General features: G+C 71.9%; 15 protein-coding genes, 1 tRNA gene and 1 riboswitch. Of the genes, 6 read left to right on the forward strand and 10 right to left on the reverse strand.

Going from position 1 to position 16,595, the window contains the following annotated elements:
- The first annotated feature begins 20 nt into the window (after window positions 1-20).
- From ACZ6NC_RS25500 to ACZ6NC_RS25510, 3 genes are read left to right on the forward strand one after another with little or no spacing between them, the layout of a single operon-like run.
- Window positions 21-881 carry a TauD/TfdA family dioxygenase gene (locus ACZ6NC_RS25500; protein WP_465736082.1) on the forward strand — a complete coding sequence of 287 codons (861 nt, stop codon included), beginning with the start codon at window positions 21-23 and terminating at the stop codon, window positions 879-881.
- On the forward strand, window positions 878-1,645 hold the full coding sequence (locus ACZ6NC_RS25505) for an SDR family oxidoreductase (RefSeq protein WP_465736083.1): 768 nt from the start codon (window positions 878-880) through the stop codon (window positions 1,643-1,645). Before ACZ6NC_RS25500 ends, ACZ6NC_RS25505 begins: the two co-directional genes overlap by 4 nt.
- Window positions 1,646-1,649: 4 nt before the next feature.
- The gene (locus ACZ6NC_RS25510) at window positions 1,650-2,405 is read left to right on the forward strand and encodes a hypothetical protein (RefSeq protein ID WP_465736084.1); all 756 of its coding nucleotides are present in this window, start codon (window positions 1,650-1,652) and stop codon (window positions 2,403-2,405) included.
- An 83-nt stretch (window positions 2,406-2,488) separates the two neighbouring features.
- On the opposite strand, the gene ACZ6NC_RS25515 is transcribed toward ACZ6NC_RS25510, so the two are convergent.
- The 5 genes from ACZ6NC_RS25515 to ACZ6NC_RS25535 all read right to left on the reverse strand — a co-directional run bounded on the left by ACZ6NC_RS25515 (window position 2,489) and on the right by ACZ6NC_RS25535 (window position 8,772).
- Complete coding sequence (locus tag ACZ6NC_RS25515) at window positions 2,489-2,908, reverse strand: cytidine deaminase family protein (protein WP_465736085.1); 420 nt, start codon at window positions 2,906-2,908, stop codon at window positions 2,489-2,491.
- A gap of 70 nt (window positions 2,909-2,978) precedes the next feature.
- On the reverse strand, window positions 2,979-4,769 hold the full coding sequence (locus tag ACZ6NC_RS25520) for a dipeptide ABC transporter ATP-binding protein (protein WP_465736086.1): 1,791 nt from the start codon (window positions 4,767-4,769) through the stop codon (window positions 2,979-2,981).
- 29 nt (window positions 4,770-4,798) lie between these two features.
- Complete coding sequence (locus tag ACZ6NC_RS25525; RefSeq protein WP_465736087.1) at window positions 4,799-5,791, reverse strand: ABC transporter permease; 993 nt, start codon at window positions 5,789-5,791, stop codon at window positions 4,799-4,801.
- A gap of 123 nt (window positions 5,792-5,914) precedes the next feature.
- A complete protein-coding gene (locus ACZ6NC_RS25530; RefSeq protein WP_465736088.1) occupies window positions 5,915-7,669 on the reverse strand; it encodes an ABC transporter substrate-binding protein in 1,755 nt (584 codons plus the stop codon).
- Window positions 7,670-7,791: 122 nt separating this feature from the next.
- Window positions 7,792-8,772, reverse strand: coding sequence for an ABC transporter permease (locus ACZ6NC_RS25535; RefSeq protein ID WP_465736089.1), 981 nt, complete (start codon window positions 8,770-8,772; stop codon window positions 7,792-7,794).
- Between the two features lie 295 nt (window positions 8,773-9,067).
- Window positions 9,068-9,165, forward strand: a riboswitch (ZMP/ZTP riboswitch).
- Window positions 9,166-9,186: 21 nt separating this feature from the next.
- Between ACZ6NC_RS25535 and ACZ6NC_RS25540 the strand changes: the two genes are divergently transcribed.
- The gene (locus ACZ6NC_RS25540) at window positions 9,187-10,650 is read left to right on the forward strand and encodes a glycine hydroxymethyltransferase (RefSeq protein ID WP_465736090.1); all 1,464 of its coding nucleotides are present in this window, start codon (window positions 9,187-9,189) and stop codon (window positions 10,648-10,650) included.
- A 46-nt stretch (window positions 10,651-10,696) separates the two neighbouring features.
- On the opposite strand, the gene ACZ6NC_RS25545 is transcribed toward ACZ6NC_RS25540, so the two are convergent.
- Window positions 10,697-10,957, reverse strand: a complete 261-nt coding sequence (locus ACZ6NC_RS25545) for an aldehyde dehydrogenase family protein (protein WP_465736091.1) — start codon at window positions 10,955-10,957, stop codon at window positions 10,697-10,699.
- A complete protein-coding gene (locus ACZ6NC_RS25550) occupies window positions 10,861-11,376 on the reverse strand; it encodes a DUF6624 domain-containing protein (protein ID WP_465736092.1) in 516 nt (171 codons plus the stop codon). Before ACZ6NC_RS25550 ends, ACZ6NC_RS25545 begins: the two co-directional genes overlap by 97 nt.
- Window positions 11,377-11,919: 543 nt before the next feature.
- Between ACZ6NC_RS25550 and ACZ6NC_RS25555 the strand changes: the two genes are divergently transcribed.
- Complete coding sequence (locus tag ACZ6NC_RS25555; RefSeq protein WP_465545088.1) at window positions 11,920-12,909, forward strand: class I SAM-dependent methyltransferase; 990 nt, start codon at window positions 11,920-11,922, stop codon at window positions 12,907-12,909.
- Window positions 12,910-13,064: 155 nt separating this feature from the next.
- Here the strand turns inward: ACZ6NC_RS25555 and ACZ6NC_RS25560 are convergent, their stop codons facing one another.
- Window positions 13,065-13,517: a MarR family winged helix-turn-helix transcriptional regulator gene (locus ACZ6NC_RS25560; protein ID WP_465736093.1), complete on the reverse strand. Its 453-nt coding sequence runs from the start codon at window positions 13,515-13,517 to the stop codon at window positions 13,065-13,067.
- A 59-nt stretch (window positions 13,518-13,576) separates the two neighbouring features.
- Between ACZ6NC_RS25560 and ACZ6NC_RS25565 the strand changes: the two genes are divergently transcribed.
- Window positions 13,577-14,020 carry a hypothetical protein gene (locus ACZ6NC_RS25565; protein ID WP_465736094.1) on the forward strand — a complete coding sequence of 148 codons (444 nt, stop codon included), beginning with the start codon at window positions 13,577-13,579 and terminating at the stop codon, window positions 14,018-14,020.
- A gap of 162 nt (window positions 14,021-14,182) precedes the next feature.
- Here ACZ6NC_RS25565 and ACZ6NC_RS25570 read toward each other — a convergent pair whose 3' ends face one another.
- A complete protein-coding gene (locus ACZ6NC_RS25570; protein WP_465736095.1) occupies window positions 14,183-15,838 on the reverse strand; it encodes an APC family permease in 1,656 nt (551 codons plus the stop codon).
- Window positions 15,839-16,203: 365 nt separating this feature from the next.
- Window positions 16,204-16,288 (reverse strand) — tRNA-Leu (locus ACZ6NC_RS25575).
- Window positions 16,289-16,595 lie beyond the last annotated feature (307 nt).

A 16,595-nucleotide genomic window follows, 5' to 3' on the forward strand; every position in this document is an offset into this window, starting at 1 on the left:
GAGAAGGAGTCGTGCACGACATGTCCGATGGCACGGTGACCGAGATCGGCTGGAGCAGCGCCGACCTGGAATCCCGACGTAAGCACTGGTCGCTCCCGCTCACCGACGGCGACCGGCGGCTCCTCCGGGCCGACTCGGAGGCCGGGCAGTGGGGCCGGGCGGAGGAGGTGCGCGAGGTGCTCGGCACCTTCGTCCGCGACAGCATCCGGTCGGTGGGCTTCGCGCACGTCCGCAACCTGATCGATCCGTCCGCGGCGGAGGACGCCGTCGTGGCGGGCCTGTCGTTCGTGCTGGGGGAGTTCGGGGAGATCGTCGCCCAGAACGCCCGGGGCGACCTGACCCAGGTGCTCCGCGACCGGGACGGCGACGGTGCGACCGAACTCGGCTTCCACTGCGACACCTGTGACCTGCTGGTCCTGCTCTGCCTGCAACCGGCCGTGCGGGGAGGCGGGTTGACCAAGCTGGCCAGCGCCCGTCACGTCCGAGACCTCATCCGGCGGGAACGGCCGGACGTCCTCGCCACGCTGGAGGAAGACTGGACCTTCGACCGGACCGGCCGGGCCGGCGAGCAGGTCGTCGTCTCCCCGATCCTCTTCACCCAACCCGACGGCACCGCGGGCTGCTACTACCAGACCCGCACCGTGCGGACGTCTCCCGAACGGGGCGGCCCGCCCCTGAGCGCACGCCAGTGGGAGGCCCTCGCCGTCCTCGACGAGGTCCTCTACCGGCCGGAGATCGCCTTCGGCCTGTCCATGGCCGCCGGCGACCTGCTGATCATCCGCAACAGCCGGGTGCTGCACGGACGTTCCCCCTACATCGACGAGCCCGGCCCGAAGCACCGCCGGATGCTCAGGGTCTGGATGAACACGGAGGTACTGTGAGCGCCGACGCAGCGGGAAACGGCAGGATCGCCATCGTCACCGGCGGTGGCAGCGGACTCGGCAGGGCCGGTGCGCTCGCCCTGCTCGACGCCGGCTGGTCGGTCGTGGTGGCCGGCCGGCGCAAGGACGCGCTGGAGGAGACCGTCGCCCTGGCGGGACTCGACCGGCGGCGGACCGCCGCCGTCCCGACCGACATCAGGGACCCCGAACAGGTCGAGGCCCTCTTCCGGAGCGTCCGCGAACGCTTCGGCCGGGTCGACCTGCTGTTCAACAACGCGGGCGCGGCCACGGCGCGCAGGCCGATCGCGGACGTGCCGTTCGAGGACTGGACCAGGGTGATGGACACCACGGTCACCGGTACCTTCCTCTGCGCCCAGGAGGCCTTCCGCACCATGCGGGCGCAGTCGCCGGCAGGTGGGCGCATCATCAACAACGGTGCCCCGTCGGCGCATTCGCCGCGGCCGAACTCCATCGCCTACACCACGGCCAAGCACGCCGTGCTCGGACTGACCCGGGCGCTGGCACTGGACGGCCGGCAGTACGGCATCGCCTGCGGCCAGATCGACGTCGGGAACGTGGCCCCGGTCGACGGAAGCCCGCAGCCTCCCGCGATGCAGGCCGACGGGACGATGGCGGTCGAGGCGACGATTCCCGTGCAACGCTTCACCGAGGCACTGCTGTTGATGGCGTCGATGCCGTTGGACACCAACGTGCAGTTCCTCACCGTCCTGCCGACGACGATGCCGTTCATCGGAAGGGGCTGAGCACGTGCTCGTCAGTGCCCGATCCTTCGACGAGTACCGGGCGATGTTCGCACTGTCGGACCATGACCTCTCCCTGCGGGTCCTGGACTGCCCGGGCGGGGCCGCGAGCTTCGTGGCGGGGGCCGGCGCCCGCGGTACGGACGCCGTCGCCGTCGACCCCCAGTACGCCCACGGCAGGGAGCGACTGGGTGCGTTGGCACTGAAGGAGATCGAACACAAGCACGCGTTCCTCGTGGAGAACGCGTCGAGCTTCGTGTGGACGTGGTTCGAGGACGTCGGGAGCTACACCCGACTGCGCACCGAGGCCGCGCGTACGTTCGCCGTGGACGCCGCCGCGCGCCCGGGCCGCTACCTCGCGGCCTCCCTGCCCCGCCTGCCCTTCGCCGACCGGTCCTTCGACCTCGTCCTCAGCTCCCACCTGCTGTTCTCCTACGGCGCCCAGCTCGACGAGGAGTTCCACCTGGACTCGCTGATCGAGCTGGTGCGGGTAGCCCGCTGGCAGGTGCGGCTGTTCCCGGTGGTCCTGCACACCAGTGACAGGCGGTACGCCGCACTCGACCGGATCCGGCACGAGCTGGCCGGCTACGGCATCCCGAGCCGGCTGCAGCAGGTCGACTACGAGTTCCAGCGCGGGGCCGACCAGGCGCTCGTACTGGACTGCACCGACCACCGCGCACTCCCGCCCGCCAAGCCCTCCGACCGCGCCGGCGCCGGTGCTACCGACCCGGTGCGGTGGCGGCATCTCGGCGCGCATCCGTGACCTCGCCCGGCGCCGGACCGGGGAAGTGCCGCTCATGTGGCCACGATCCTCCCGGCGGGGCGGGGCGGGGCGGGGCGGGACAGCTACTCGTCCTGGTGGTCGGACCAGGCGTAGGCCTCGGGGAGGAGGTCGAGGACGGGGACGGTGCGGGTCCGGTCGCCGGTGCCGACGATGACGCCGATGGCGGGGAAGTAGTCGAGCAGCATCTGCCGGCAGCGGCCGCAGGGCGGGATGACGCCGCGGCCCCGGTCGGCGACGGCCACGACGGTGGTGAGGTCGTAGGCGCCCTGGGCGGCGGCCGCGCCGATCAGGGCCGTCTCGGCGCAGGGGCCGCCGGTGAAGTGGTAGGCGTTGAGGGCGGTGACGATCCGGCCGTCGGCGTTGCGGGCGGCGGCTGCGACGGTGTGGTTGTCGCCCCGGCCGAAGCGGCGGACGACATCGGTGGCGGCGTCGACGAGCTGCTGGTCGACGGCGGGCTGGTCGGGCGTATCCACGTCAGGCATGGTCGGTGGGGCTTTCCGGTCGGGGTCGGAGGGCTTCGATCACGGAGCTCCTACCCCGACCGTCCCACCCTCAGTGCGCGGCTGCCAGCAGTTCCCTGGTGTAGTCGGTGTGCGGGGCGGTGAACAACTGGTCCCGGCCGGTGGACTCGACCAGCCGCCCGCGGTGCATCACGGCGACCCGGTCGCAGAAGTGCCGCACCACGGCGAGGTCGTGCGAGACGAACAGGAAGGCGACGCCGAGCCGTTCGCGCAGCTCCATCAGCAGGTTGAGCACCTGGGCCTGGACGGAGACGTCGAGCGCGGAGACCGGCTCGTCGGCGATGATCAGCCGCGGTTCGGGGGCGAGCGCCCGGGCGATGCCGATCCGCTGGCGCTGGCCGCCGGAGAACTCGTGCGGGTAGCGGTCCAGGTGGGCGGCGGGCAGGCCGACCTGTTCCAGCAGCTCGGCGGACCGCTCGCGCCGTTCGGCCGCGGAGAGCGCGGTATGCAGCCGCAGCGGCGTGTCGAGCGTCTGGGCGACGGTGCGGCGCGGGTTGAGCGAGGCGTACGGGTCCTGGAAGACGAGCTGGACCTCGCGGCTGAGCCGCTGCCGGAGCGCCCGGTCGGGGGCGGTGGCGTCGACGCCGTCGTAGCGGATCCGGCCCGCGGTGGCGGGCTGGAGGCCGGCCAGCACCCGGGAGGTGGTGGACTTGCCGGAGCCGGACTCGCCGACCAGGCCCAGCGTCTCGCCGGGGGCGATCCGCAGGCTCACGCCCTCGACCGCCCGGACGGGTTCGGCTCGCCGGCCGGGGAGCCGCCGCCGTCCGGGGAAGTGGACGGCGAGGTCCTCGACCTCGACCAGCCACCGGCCGGCCGCAGGAGCCGTCCGCTCCCCGAAGGCGAAGGCTGGCAATGGTGACGGATCGTCAACTGTCGGCAGCGGTGTGCCCGGTACGGTCTCCCTGGTGAGCGCCGCGCCCACCAGGGCCCGGGTGTACGGCTGTTGCGGCGCGGCCAGCAAAGAGGCCGTCGGTGCCGACTCCACCTCCTCCCCGCCGCGCAGGACCAGGGTCCGGTCGGTCGTCCCCGCGACCACGCCCAGGTCGTGGCTGACCAGCAGGACGGCGGTGCCGTGCTCGCGCTGCAACTCGCCGAGCAGGTCGAGCACCTGCCGCTGGACGCGGGCGTCGAGCGCGGTGGTGGGCTCGTCGGCGATCAGCACGTCGGGGTCGTTCATCAGGGCCATCGCGATCATCACCCGCTGGCGCATGCCGCCGGAGAACTGGTGCGGGTAGTCGCGGGCCCGGGCGGTCGGGATGCCGACCCGGTCCAACATCGCGGCCGCCCGCTGCCGGGCCACGGCACGGCCGGCGCCGGGGTGGTGCAGGCGGTACATCTCGGCCAGCTGGGCGCCGACACCGTGGAACGGGCTGAGCGAGGTGAGCGCGTCCTGGAAGACCAGGGCGACCCGGCCGCCGCGCACCTCGCGCAGCACGGACTCGGCCGCGCCGACCAGCTCCTGCCCACGGGGCTCCGTGCCGCCTGCCCCCGTGTCACCCGTCCCCGATCCCGATTCCGATTCCGTCCCCGACCCGGTTGCCGTCCCCGCCAGCCGGATCGAGCCGGTGACGGTGGTGGTGCGCGGGTCGTGCAGGCCGAGCACGGCCAGGCCGGTCGCCGACTTGCCGGAACCGGACTCGCCCACCAGGCCGAGGACCTCCCCACGGGCGAGGTCGAAGGAGAGGCCGCGGACGGCGTGCACGGGCGCGCCGCCACGCGGGTCGGCGAAGGTCACCGACAGGTCGCGGACGCTCAGCACCGGATCGGCGGACGCGGCGGACGTGGCGGACGCGATGGACGGGGCGGAGGCGGAGGCGGTCATGGGGAGCTCCAGAACGGCGGAGGGGCAGGTCAGCTGAGGCGGATGCGCGGGTCGAGCCAGGCCACCGCCAGGTCGGCCAGCGCGACGAGGAGCACCACGAAGCAGGCGGCCAGCAGCACGGCGCCCACCACGGCCGGCAGGTCCTGCCCGGCGACGGCGTCGGCGGCGAACGTGCCGACGCCGTTCAGCCCGAACACCGTCTCGGTGATCACCGCGCCGCCGAGCAGTGCGCCGGCCTCCAGGCCGAGCAGCTGCACCAGCGGCCCGGCGGCGCCGCGCGAGGTGTACTTCAGGTGGGCGCGCAGCCGGCCGAGGCCCTTGCCGCGCGCGGTGCGGACGTACTCCTCGTTCATCGTCTCCAGCAACTGGGAGCGCGAAAGCCTGGCGAAGACAGCCGAGTTGACGAATCCGAGGACGAGCCAGGGCAGCAGCATCCCGCCCGCCCAGGCGGCCAGGTCCTTGGTCGGCGGGGTGTAGGAGGGCAGTGGCAACAGGCCGGTGCTGTAGACCAGTGCCCACTGCGCGACGTACCCGAGGAAGTAGATCTGCACGCTGGCGCCGACCAGGGTGAAGCCGGAGAGCAGCCGGTCCGTCCTGGTCCCGTGGCGCAGCGCGGAGACGAAACCGGTGCCGAGGCCGAGCAGCACCAGGACGGCGAGCGCGCCGGCCGTCAGCGAGAAGGTGACCGGCAGATGGTCGACCAGCGCCTCGGTGACGGGCTGGTGCAGCCGGTACGAGTAGCCGAGGCAGGGCGCGTCGCAGTGGATGGCCGAACCGTCCACGTCCTTGATGTCCCGCCCGGCGACCACCCCGGCGAGGTAGTCGGTGTACTGGGTGAGCAGCGGCTGGTCCAGGCCCATGCTCTGGCGGACCGACGCGACCTGGCCGGAGTCGCAGCGCGGGCCGCAGGCGGCGCGGGCCGGGTCGGCGGGGGCGGCGTAGAAGAGGGCGAAGGCGGCGGCGGAGACCGCGACCAGGACGGCGAGGGCCTGGATGGTCCGCCGCAGGGCGAAGGAGAGCATGGCCGGTCCGAATCAGGGGGCGTCGGGGCGGCCCCCGCCCGCAGGACGGGCGGGAGCCGAAGGGGGCGTCACGGCGTCACGACGTCACGACGTCAAAGCGTCAGGACGTCAGACGTCACGGCGTCAGGACTTCAGGTACAGCCAGGCCAGGCTCACCGACCCGTAGATCGGGTGGATGAACGTGCCGCCGACGTTGCTGCCGCGCAGCTGGTTCATGTTCGGGTAGGCGAAGGGCAGCACCGGCACGTCCTTCATCACGGTCTGCTCCAGCGCGTACAGCTCCTTGGCCTTGGCGCGCGGCTCGCCGATCTGGTTGATCCGGTCGATCTCCTTGTCCACCTCGCCGTTGTGGTAGCGGGCGGAGTTGAGGTCGCTGTTGGCGCGGCCGTCGAAGGAGAACGGGATCAGCGTGGACGGGGTCGGCCAGTCGACCGAGCTGGTCTCCTCGAACAGGTCGTACGGGGAGTCGGCGCGGTGCGCCTCGTCCAGCAGCGCCTTGGGGTCGATCGGCTTGGGCACGATGGTGATGCCGGCCTTGGCGAAGCCGTCGACCAGCACCTGCGCCACGCGCTGCCCGACGGGCGTGTTGGCGTACGCGTAGGTGAGCGAGGAGGGCGCCTGCCTGGCCTTGGCGAGGACGGCCTTGGCGGCCTCCGGGTCGCCCTCCGGCTTGACCGGGTACAGGTCGTACTTCTGCCAGTCGACCAGTGCGGGCGAGCTGAGCGTGGTGGCCAGTTCGCCGGCCCGGGTGCCGCCCTGGACCTGGCGGGCCTGCTGGCGCGGGTAGGCGAGGTGGAGCGCCTTGCGGACCTCGACGTCCGGCACCCGCTCGTTGTTGATCACCAGCTGGGTGACGAAGGCGCCCTGCCGGCCGGAGACCACCAGCTCCTTGGCCTTGGGGTCGGTGTCGACGGTCTGGTAGAGCTCGGGGGAGAGCTGCGTGGCCACCGTGGTGGCGTCGGCGCCGCCGTCCCGGCCGGAGAGGATCTCCTGGTTGATGTTGAGCGCCTCCTTGCCGTAGGTGAAGACGAACTTCTCCGGGTACTGGTTGCGGATCGGGTCGGTCTCCGGCTTCCAGTGCGGGTTGCGCTCCAGCACCATCCGGGTGTTCTGGACGTGCTCGACGATCCGGTACGGGCCGCTGGCGAACGGCAGCCGGTCGTACTCCGTCCCGGTGTCCTTGTCCTTGCGCACCGGAGAGGAGGAGGACTGCGCGGCCATGTACGGCACGTCGGCCTGCGGCTGCGGGAAGTGGAAGACGACGGTGCGCTCGTCCGGCGTCTCGATCGCGGCGAGGTCGCCGTCCTGCGGGCCGCCGTACTTCTTGCGCGCGTCGTCGTAGCTGGCCTCGCCGGTGAGCCACTGCGGCCAGTACGGCGGGCCGACCTCGTAGCCCTTGCCGAAGGTGCGCTCGATGCCGTACTTGACCTGCTGGGAGGTGATCGGCTGGCCGTCCTCCCAGGCCACGCCCTCCTTCAGCCGGTACGTCCAGGTGCGCCCGCCGTCGGCGGAGCTGCCGGTGTCGGTGGCGAGGTCGCCGACCAGCCGGGCCTTGCCGTCGACGACCTGGTACTGGGTCAGCTGGCGGCCCCAGAGCAGCGAGGTGTTGTAGGCGGCGCCCGCGTAGACCTTCTGCGGGTCGAGGTGGCGGAACTCGGTGGTGTTGTAGACGTTGACCGTGCCGCCTGGGCGGGCGCCAGGAACGGCGGGGGCAGGTCCCGCGCTCTCCTTCTCGGTGCCGAGCGCGGCGGTCAGCGGCGAGGCGTCCTTGGCGGCGGCGCTGCTGCCGGTGCCGGAGCTGGAGCCCGCGCCGGCCGAGCAGGAGGTCGCCAGCACCGCGGTGACGACGACGGCGAGGGACGGTTTGATCCAGCGCATGGCGAAATCTCTCCTTGCCCCGGGGTGTGGGGCGGCTAGGTGTGCCCCGGCAGGTGGGGGCGGTCAGGTGGAAGGGATGAGCAGGCGAAAGGGTGGAGCAGGCAAAAGGGGAAGAGAAGGATTCAGCGGCCGGCGCGCGGGTCCAGTGCGTCCCGAACGGCGTCGCCGAGCAGGTTGAAGGCGAGCACGAACAGCAGCAGCGCCACGCCCGGGAAGAACATGTAGGTCGGGTCGGCCTGGAAGACCTCGGAGCCGCGGGCGATCATCCGGCCCCAGTCCGGGACCGGTTCGTTGATGCCGACGCCGAGGAACGAGAGCACCGCCTCGGTGGCGACGAACGTCGGCACCGCCATCGTGGCGTGCACCAACAGCTGCGCCCGGACATTCGGCAGGAGTTCGCGGAAGACGATATGGAATCCGCTCGCACCCAGGGCTCGGGCGGACTGCACGAAATCCCTTTCCCGAAGTGACCGGACGGAGGCCCTGAGGGAAAGCGCGAGCGGAATCCAGCCGAACGCGGAGAACACCAGGATCAGTACCAGGAACTGCATCCACTCCGGTTCGGCACTGCCCGGATCGACCAGCCGGGACTGGATGACCGGGCTGAGCGCGAGCAGCAGGAGCAGCGTCGGGAAGGCCAGCAGGACGTTGCAGAGGAAGCCGAAGAGCCGGTCGGTGATCCCGCCGAGGTAGCCCACCGCGACGCCGGCCAGCACCCCGAGGGTGGTGGTGACGGCCGCGGCGGCGAAGGCGATCAGCAGCGAGGTGCGGATGCCGTAGAGCAGCTGGGTGAGGACGTCCCGGCCGAGCCCGGGCTCCAGGCCGAACCAGAAGTCGCCGGAGATCCCGCCGTTCGGCGCGATCGGCAGTCCACCGTCGCTGAGCAGACCGGGCGTGTTCTGGCCGTAGTGCTCGACCGGGGTCCTGCCGTACAGGGCGGCGATCAGCGGTGCGGCGAGTGCGAGCAGGAGGAAGAGCAGGACGACGGCGAGCGCGGCGGCGCCGACCCGGTCGCGGCGGATCCGGCGGAGGAGGCTCTGCGGGGCGGGCGCGGCCGGGCGTGCCGCCCCGGCCGTCTCTGTGACTGTCTCGACCACTGCCATGAGAGGCGTACTCCCCGAATTCTCCGCCGCCCCGTGGGTGAGGGTGCGCTGGTGTGCATTTCCGGACCGGCCTTCGGGGGTTTCCCGGCGGCCGGCCGAGCGCCATCAGATCGGACACCACCGGACTTCCGCAAATCATTCCGACCCGCACTCCGGTGCAATGTTTCGGGGAATGTGACGGCTTCATTCCGCCGCAATACAGCCGTTGCAGGAGAACGGGCATAGCAGGTCAAAAGCTATGGCCCGTCCCGCATTCTGAGATCTCCGCCACAGTCCGCCCGGTGTTGATAAGATCCGGGTGAGCCGCGACTGGCGCGCAGGGATGGAATCAACCATCGGGAAGCGGCTCCGTGAAACCTCACGTCACAGTTGCCGAGCGCCTGGGCCGTCCGAACTCGTCACGAGGAGACCGCCTTGGCCCAGCACCCGCACCCCCACACCACCGCCAGCGCCACCGCCAACACCGCCTTCCGCAGCGCGCTGGACACCGTCCGCGAGGTCGAGCCGCGGATCGCCGCCGCCATCGGCCAGGAGATCGAGGACCAGCGGGCCTCGCTCAAGCTGATCGCCAGCGAGAACTACGCCTCCCCGGCCGTCCTGCTCGCCATGGGCAACTGGCTCAGCGACAAGTACGCCGAGGGCACCGCCGGCCGCCGCTTCTACGCCGGCTGCCGCAACGTCGACACCGTCGAGACCATCGCCGCCGAGCACGCCCGCGCACTCTTCGGCGCCGACCACGCCTACGTCCAGCCGCATTCCGGCATCGACGCCAACCTGACCGCCTTCTGGGCCGTCCTCTCCCAGCGGGTCGAGAGCCCGGCACTGGAGCGCGCCGGCGTCCGCAACGTCAACGACCTCACCGAGCAGGACTGGGCCGAGCTGCGCCAGGAGCTCGGCAACCAGCGGATGCTCGGCATGTCCCTGGACACCGGCGGCCACCTCACCCACGGCTTCCGGCCCAACATCTCCGGCAAGATGTTCGAGCAGCGCAGCTACGGCACCGACCCGGCCACCGGCCTGATCGACTACGACGGGCTGCGCGCCACCGCCAAGGAGTTCCGCCCGCTGATCCTGGTGGCCGGCTACTCAGCGTACCCGCGGCTGGTCGACTTCCGCAGGATGCGGGAGATCGCGGACGAGGTCGGCGCGACCCTGATGGTCGACATGGCGCACTTCGCCGGCCTGGTCGCGGGCAAGGTGCTGACCGGCGACTACGACCCGGTGCCGCACGCCGACATCGTCACCACCACCACCCACAAGTCCCTGCGCGGCCCGCGCGGCGGCATGGTGCTCTGCACCTCCGAGCTGGCCGAGCACGTCGACCGCGGCTGTCCGCTGGTGCTCGGCGGCCCGCTCCCGCACGTGATGGCCGCCAAGGCGGTCGCGTTCGCCGAGGCCCGCCGCCCCGAGTTCCAGGTCTACGCCCGCCAGGTCGTCGACAACGCGCAGGCCCTCGCCGAGGGGCTGCTGCGCCGCGGCGGCAAGCTGGTCACCGGCGGCACCGACAACCACCTCGTCCTCGCCGACGTCTCCGGCTACGGCCTGACCGGCCGCCAGGCCGAGGCCGCGCTGCTGGACTCCGGCATCGTCACCAACCGCAACTCCGTCCCGCAGGACCCGAACGGCGCCTGGTACACCTCCGGCGTCCGCCTCGGCACCCCCGCGCTCACCACCCGCGGCCTCGGCATCGCCGAGATGGACGAGGTCGCCGCCCTGATCGACACCGTCCTGCGCGGCACCACCCCCGCCACCACCTCCACCGGCGCCCCCTCCAAGGCCCAGTACGCCCTGGACGCCGCCCTCAGCGAGGGCGTCGCCAAGCGCGCCGCCGACCTCCTCGCCGGCTTCCCGCTCTACCCGGGCGTCGACCTGGCGTAACACGCCCGGGGGGTGCGCGACTTGCCGCGCGCACCCCCCAACAGGGTCAGTACCGCAGCGACTTGTACTGCAGGAACGCCTCCAGGCCGTGCCGGCCCGGCTCGCGGCCGAGGCCGGAGTTCTTGTCACCGCTGAACGGGGCGACCGGGTTGAAGCGGCCGCCGTTGAGGTCGACCTGGCCGGCGTCCGGCCGGCCGGGGCTCCCGCCGTTCAGCGTGGCGTGAACCGGGCGGTGTACTCGTCGAACGGCTCGATCCCGGCCTCTGCCCGCCGCTCGTCCAGCCGTGCAGGGTCCTCGCACGGCCACGGCACCGGCCGGCCGTCGGCCACCGCGCCGATCTGGGTGCCGTACCGCTGCTCGCGCCCCTCGTTGACGGCCAGCCGGTCGGCCAGGAAGGCGAGGTCTCGTGCACTCGCCGCGCCGTCCGCCACTGCTGTCGTCATCAGCGCCACCGCCCACCGCTGCACGTCGAGTTGGCGGTCCGCGTGCTGCGCGACCAGCCAGGCGGCGCGGGCGGCGTCGGCACCGACCAGCGGTTCGGACGGCCAGCCGTGCTCGGTCATGATCGCGTGCAGGCGGTCCCCGTGCCGGGCGGTCAGCCGCCGCCAGGCCGCCTGCTCCGCGAGGTCCGGGCTGTTGGCGAGATGGGCGGCGCCCTGGTCCTCGGCCATCATCCCGAGCAGCTCCTCCGCCAGGGCGCGGTGGTGTGCGGGTGTCGTCGTCATCGCGAAACGCTCCGTTCGTCCTGGCCCCGGATCGGGGGCCACCCGCCATCACGCTAGGCGTGGCCGGCAAGACGAAGATCATTCCGGCGGATGGTGACAGGCCGGGGGTGCCGGCGGAAGAATGGACGAACCGGTTGCCCCGGTCCCTTCCCCGCCGACATCCGGGCCGATGCCCCCGCCGACATCCGGGCCGATGCCCCCGCCGGCGTCCGGGCCGATGCCCCCGCCGTCTGGGCCGACATCCGAGCCGACATCCGGGGCCCCCTCCGCCGGCGTCCGAGTCGCCTGCCCGCCACGGGTCTTACCGGTGATCGTCGGCGAGCGATTTCCGTGCAAACTCTCCTCAACTCTGCCCGGTGGGAGGTAGATTGCAGCCCAATCGGGCGCGCGGTACCAGCGTCGACAGGAAATCCGAGCGGGTTCTCGCCGTGCCGGGTCGACGGCTGCTCCGGATGATGGGGGGAGGCTTCCACCTTCCGCCCCGCGTATCCGTGCCCGGGGAACGCCCCCAATGGTCGTCCGTAGCGTGTAAGGAGCAACCTCGTGAGCGACGCCGCGTTGAGCACCGAGCAGCACCGGCCCGCCGAGCCTGCTGTGCTCGATGACGTCCCCGGCTGGTTCTGGGACCACGACCGCCACCTGTTCGAGTGGTTCCTGGCTCGCCAGGAGAAGGCGGGGGTCACCGGGGACCTCCTGGAGATGGGCGCCTACCTGGGGCGCAGCGCGATCGTGATAGGCGGCCACCTGCAGCCGGCCGAGACGTTCACGGTGTGCGACCTGTTCGACTCGGACGCCCCGGACGACGAGAACGCCGCCGAGATGACCATGTCCTATCGCAAGACGTTGACCCGGTCCGCGTTCGAGTCCAACTACCTCTCGTTCCACAAGTCGCTGCCGGAGATCATCCAGGCGCCCACCTCCAGCCTGGCCGGCGGCCGCATCCCGGCCGGTGCCTTCCGTTTCATCCACATCGACGCCTCGCACCTGTACGAGCACGTGGTGGGGGACCTCCAGGTGGCCCGGGCGGCGCTCCAGCCGCAGGGCGTGGTGGTACTGGACGACTACCGCTCCGCGCACACCCCCGGTGTCGCCGCCGCCACCTGGGAGGCGGTGTTCAACCACGGCCTCAAGCCGATCGTGCTCACCGAGTGCAAGTTCTATGGCACCTGGGGCGACCCCGAGCCCGCCCAGCGGGATCTGCTGGACCGGATCGGCCTGGCCGAGGGCTGTCACCTCAGCGTCGAGACCCTGAACGGGCAGCAGGTGCTGCGGCTCAACGGCACCTCCGACGGCATCGAACCGTTCCGCCCCTCCCGGCACTACGACCGGCTCGCCGTCGAGGCCGCCCGCCGCGAGGCCGAGGAAGCCCGCCATGAGGCGTTGCGCGCCCAGGAGGAGGCTGCCGAGGACCTGGCCGTCCGCCGGGCCCGCGCCGCCGAGCGCCGTCGGCCGGCCAATGTGGCCAAGCGCGTCGCGGGGGACCTCCTCCCGCCGGTGGTCACCTCCGCCATCCGCCGCGCCCGCCGGGGCTGACGCCCCCGTCCCCACCCGTACCGAAAGCCGCGTGGCCCGAGAGGCCGCGCGGCTTTCGGCGTTCTTGCGGCGAGTACCCGCGAGGTGTTCCGGCGCGGGTTCTCGGCGCAGAGCCGGCCTGCGTTCCGGCGAGGACATCGAGGGGCCGGCCGCCCTCAGTCGCGCGTCGGCAGCCCCGCCTCCGCGCCCAGCACGCCGAGCGTGCGCCGCAGCGCCTCCCGCTCGGACCCGCCCAGCGAGGCGGTGAGCTCCGCGTCCAGCCGGTGCGCGAGCGCGGTGCAGTCACCGAGCAGGGCCCGGCCGGCGTCCGTCAGCGCGAGCACCTGACGGCGCCGGTCCGCCGGGTCGCGGACGCGGTCCACGGCGCCGATCTGCTCCAGGTGGTCGGCCAGCGAGACCACCAGGCTGGGCGCGACCGCCATGATCCGGGACAGCTCCAGCTGGGACGGCGGTGCGCCGGAGTCCAGCGCCACCATCAGACCGACGTGCTTCGGCTTGAGCCCGAGCTCGGCCAGTGCCTCGGTGAACCGCGCCGTGACGACGCTGCCGAGCGTGCCGAGCCGGAAGACCAGGGATGCCGTCAGCGGTGAGGGGTTGACATCGTTCACGCGAGGAACGCTAGCATGCAGAAACAATTCACAGCTCGAACGATTTGAGGTCTGATCTAATGCTGCGCCGCTCCGTCCTCACCCCCCTCTCCGCCCCCGCCATCGTCACCACGCCCACCGGTCGGGGCATGCGCGCTCTGGTGATCGCCAACGCGGCCGGCGCCGCGCTCTCGATGGCGTCCAGCATCGTCGGCCTGCTCTCCCCGGAGCTGGCCCTGCCCGGCTCCACCGGCCCGGCCGGCCCCCTCGCCGAGCTCTACGTCCAGGCGTACGCCGCCCGCGCCCTCCCGCTCGGCGCCGCCCTCCTGCACCAGTTGCTGATCAGCCGGACCGGCCGCGGCCTCGCCCCGCTGCTCCTGGTCTCGGGCGCGGTCCAGGTGGCCGACGCGGCCATCGGCGTCTCCGCCCACAACCCGGGCATGGCCGTCGGCGGCACCCTCCTCGCCCTCCTCCACCTCGGCCTCGCCGTCCGCCTCACCCGCCCGGCCCGCACCCCGGCCTGACCGCCCCCGCCCCGGAGCCTGACCGCCCCCGTCCAGGCCTGACCGCCCCCGCCCCGGAGCACCGAGCCCGGTGCCACTCCACCCCCCCGCACACCCGCCGCCACGGCAAAGCGCCGGCCGAGAGAACTCGACCGGCGCTCTGCGTGACAGGTGTCAGGTGCCTCAGACCCGCGAGGGCTCGCCACCCTGGTGCGGGATGGTGGCGGTGCCGTCGCCCTCGGCGGCCAGCTCGCGCTTGACGGCGGCGAGGGAGGGGTTGGCCCAGGCGCTGGCGACGCCCCAGTAGTAGAAGGCGAGGCCGATCGCGGCGACGACCAGCAGGTCCCAGCCCTCCGGCAGGTAGCCCTGGCCGCCGAAGTCGGTGGAGCCGGCCCAGGAGACGGAGGCCATCACGAAGAGGTAGGCGATCATCCAGGCGCCGGCCCGCAGGTGCGGCTTCAGCTCGGCCCACGGCTTGCGCAGCTCGTACCAGGCCCAGATCGGCAGGCCGGCGGCCATCAGCAGGATGACCTTGCCGGTCAGCGGCCAGCGGGCCCAGTAGAGCACCAGGGAGCCGAAGACCATGGCGACGGGGGCGATCACCGGCATCGCACGCAGCCGGACGGGGCGGGGCAGCTCGGGGGCGAGGCGGCGCAGCGCCATCACCGCGACGGGGCCGGTGATGTACGAGATCACGGTGGCCACCGAGACGATCTCGGCGAGCGAGCCCCAGCCGCGGAAGACGGCGAGGAAGAGGAAGGCGATCAGCAGGTTGAGCAGCAGGGCCGGCCGCGGGATGCCGGTCTTCTGGTCCACCCGGCCGAACAGCTTCGGCAGGTGGCCGTTCTCCTGCACGCCGTGGATCATGCGCGAGGTGGTGGCGGCGTAGATCATGCCGGTGCCGCTGGGGGAGACGAAGGCGTCCGCGTACAGCAGCAGGGCGAGCCAGTTCAGGCCCCAGGCGATCGACAGGTCGGCCAGCGGGGAGGTGTAGCCGAGGCCGCTCCAGCCGTTCGACAGGTCGGCGGCCGGGACGGCGCCGAGGAAGGCGACCTGCAGCGCGACGTAGATCACCAGGGCGATCAGGATCGAGCCGATCACGGCCTTGGGCAGCGACTTGCCGGGGTTGCGCGCCTCGCCCGCCAGGTTGAGCGGGGACTGGAACCCGTTGAACGCCCAGACGATGCCGGAGACGGCGACGGCGGTGAACACCGCGCTCCAGCCGTTCGGGGCGAAACCGCCGTGGTCGGTGAAGTGGGCGGTGTCGAAGTGTGCCAGCAGCAGGGAGCCCGCGGTCAGCGTCGGGACGATGACCTTGAACACGGTGATCGCGGTGTTGGTCTTGGCGAACAGCGTGATCGCGAACCAGTTCAGCGCGAAGTACCCGACCAGCAGCACGCTGGCCAGCGCGACCCCGCTGACGGTCAGTTCCTTCCCGTCGTAGAGGCCCTGCGCCCAGCCGAAGTGCCAGGAGCTCATGTACTGCACCGAGGCGGTCGCCTCGCCCGGGATCACCGAGACGATCGCGATCCAGTTGGCCCAGGCGGCCAGGTAGCCGGCCAGCGAGCCGTGCGAGTACTGCCCGTACCGCACCATGCCGCCGGCCTTGGGGAACATCGAGCCCAGCTCGCTGTAGGTCAGCGCGATGGTGAGGGCCACCGCCGCGCCGATCACCCAGGCGACGATGGACGCCGGCCCGGCGAGCCGCGCCGCCCGCTCCGCACCGAACAGCCAGCCCGACCCGATGATCGAGCCCAGCCCGACGGCCGTCAGGCTGATGGTGCCGAGCGAGCGGCGGTAGTGCTGATGGGATGCCGTCGTCGGCTCAGGCGCGCTCAACGTCTCGGTCCTCTGTCTCGTCGGGTTCTCGTCAGGTCCTCGTCCGGTCCTGGCTCAGCTCATGGAGGCCGGACAAACGCACAGCAGACTATGGTGCGAAATCGGACTAAAGCCTCAGATAAAGCTCAGATCGTTCGATCGTTGCCATCTCGTGTCCGACTATCGGACCCAGCTGTCCGCAGGTCAGCGGCCATGAGGGGGTGCGAGGAGAAGTGGGAGAAGAGAAGGGACTCCCACCGGCACGCCGCCACGGAAAACCGCGGGGAAGGCTGGGGGGAGGCGGCGGGGAAGGCCGAGAAGGCCGGGGGCCGGGAAAAGAGAAATTCCCCGTGGGAACTCTTTCGAGTTCCCACGGGGAATCGCGGTGTCCGAGGGGGGACTTGAACCCCCACGCCCGATAAAGGGCACTAGCACCTCAAGCTAGCGCGTCTGCCATTCCGCCACCCGGACGGGGTGTGTGCTTCGGGGGCTTTTCTCTCGCCCCCTTGGCGACAGAGAGAACATTACCAGGCTTCCGGAGTGCTTCTCACCTGCGTTTCCCCGGCGGGGATCGCCGGGCTGGCAGGGACGGATCGCGAAGGTGAGCGAATCGGTGGTTCAGGGGCGAGAAGCGGTCGGGTTGCGACCGACTGACGGTCGGAACCGGTCGCGGGTGATCCGACACGGTCAAGTTGTCGACGGTGCCACGGACCCGGGGGCGGCTCTCCTAGCCTCTGTGGACCAAGGGCGCCATGAGCGGAACGCCTGATTCCCGGGG

This window comes from Kitasatospora sp. NPDC041988 (genome assembly GCF_055588525.1).

Coding starts and splice junctions, on each gene's coding strand:
- ACZ6NC_RS25500 (WP_465736082.1), top strand. CDS start 21: ATGTCCGATGGCACGGTGACCGAGATCGGCTGGAGCAGCGCCGACCTG.
- ACZ6NC_RS25515 (WP_465736085.1), bottom strand. CDS start 2,908: ATGCCTGACGTGGATACGCCCGACCAGCCCGCCGTCGACCAGCAGCTC.
- ACZ6NC_RS25520 (WP_465736086.1), bottom strand. CDS start 4,769: ATGACCGCCTCCGCCTCCGCCCCGTCCATCGCGTCCGCCACGTCCGCC.
- ACZ6NC_RS25525 (WP_465736087.1), bottom strand. CDS start 5,791: ATGCTCTCCTTCGCCCTGCGGCGGACCATCCAGGCCCTCGCCGTCCTG.
- ACZ6NC_RS25530 (WP_465736088.1), bottom strand. CDS start 7,669: ATGCGCTGGATCAAACCGTCCCTCGCCGTCGTCGTCACCGCGGTGCTG.
- ACZ6NC_RS25535 (WP_465736089.1), bottom strand. CDS start 8,772: ATGGCAGTGGTCGAGACAGTCACAGAGACGGCCGGGGCGGCACGCCCG.
- ACZ6NC_RS25550 (WP_465736092.1), bottom strand. CDS start 11,376: ATGACGACGACACCCGCACACCACCGCGCCCTGGCGGAGGAGCTGCTC.
- ACZ6NC_RS25565 (WP_465736094.1), top strand. CDS start 13,577: ATGCTGCGCCGCTCCGTCCTCACCCCCCTCTCCGCCCCCGCCATCGTC.